This is a genomic window from Campylobacter sp. RM9328 (assembly GCF_012978615.1).
This window is the reverse complement of sequence record NZ_LIWF01000047.1, coordinates 1-1,278: the sequence shown is the minus strand read 5'-3', so window position 1 is coordinate 1,278 and position 1,278 is coordinate 1. Positions and strand designations below refer to the sequence as shown.

The following is a 1,278-nucleotide window of genomic DNA, read 5'->3' as shown; positions in this document are numbered from 1 at the left end:
CAGATGAGTAGCGTAACAGCAAAAACGATGTAAATCATCGTTTGCGACGCTACGAAAGATAGCAACACCTTGGCTTCCCTCTTAATATTCCAAATTTTCGCCGTCGTTTCATCTACAAGATGGCGCCTATTGCGAAAATTTTGTAAAAGCCTTTTAAGGTGCTGTGCTTTCGCACAGATTTAACTAATTTTATTAAAAACTCTTTTGAGTTTTTAATAAATTTTAAATTTACTAAAAAAGATTTGGGGTGGATAATTGGAGGTACCCCACGCAAGTGGGGCTTTAGTGCGGGGTCAAGCCGATGTGGCTTGCCGCAAACGGCGACTTGTTGCCGTGCGGAGTTAAAATAGTTTGCTACTTTAGCACGGACTTTGTTCGTGCGTTAAAAGTAGGTAAAGATAAAAGCGATTTTTGGCAGATGAGTAGCGTAACAGCAACAACGATGTAAATCATCGTTTGCGACGCTACGAAAGATAGCAACACCTTAGCTTCCCCCTTAACAACCCCTAACCCCCCCCCGTAAAAGCCTTTTAAGGTGCTGTGCGAAACACAGATTTAACTAATTTTCTTAAAACTCTTTTTAAGTTTTAATAAAAATCATTTTACAAGTAATGTAAGTTTAGCTACCATCACAAACCAACACCCTCCCCAAAAAAATACAAAAAACAATCATCACACATTCCACTACTCCTTTTTCAGTACTCTATCTCTTTTTTAAATCGCAATCTCCCCAAATCAACCAAAAATCCCTCACGACCTCAAAAATTTAATTATATTACAATTATAAATTCTTTTTAATCCTTTTTTCTTTAATTTTTCATACGCCATCTACAGCTCAATTATAAAATCTAATATATTTAAGTTAAAATTAAATTTATAAAATTACTTAGTAGATACACATATCTTTTTTAAATCAATAATAAAATAACTCTATGATAAATAAAAAAGTTATTTGATTGCTAATATTAAAATTTAAATAACTTAGATAAGCAAGGCAAATAAAGAAATTTTAATAAAAAGATAAATAATAACACAAATAAAAAATAATTACAATATATTAATTTAAAAAATAAACATAAAAAATTATTTAATAACATACCAATTTCATATATCTATACCTAAATCACTAATAAAATAGAGCTATTATAAAGTTTCATAATGGTATATTAATCACCCTATCATATCATAACATTAATTATTTATAACCAAATCTCCTATTAAGAGTATAAAGTTAAAATTCAAAAGCCTGGGGCAGATAATAAAGATAATAAAGATAAT

Annotated in this window: 1 protein-coding gene; it reads left to right on the top strand. The window is 30.1% G+C overall.

Annotation, left to right across the window (positions count from 1 at the left end; genetic code table 11):
- The first annotated feature begins 301 nt into the window (after window positions 1-301).
- Window positions 302-448, top strand: a complete 147-nt coding sequence (locus tag CCAL9328_RS10570; protein ID WP_170000627.1) for a hypothetical protein — start codon at window positions 302-304, stop codon at window positions 446-448.
- Window positions 449-1,278 lie beyond the last annotated feature (830 nt).

Coding starts and splice junctions, on each gene's coding strand:
- CCAL9328_RS10570 (WP_170000627.1), top strand. CDS start 302: ATGTGGCTTGCCGCAAACGGCGACTTGTTGCCGTGCGGAGTTAAAATA.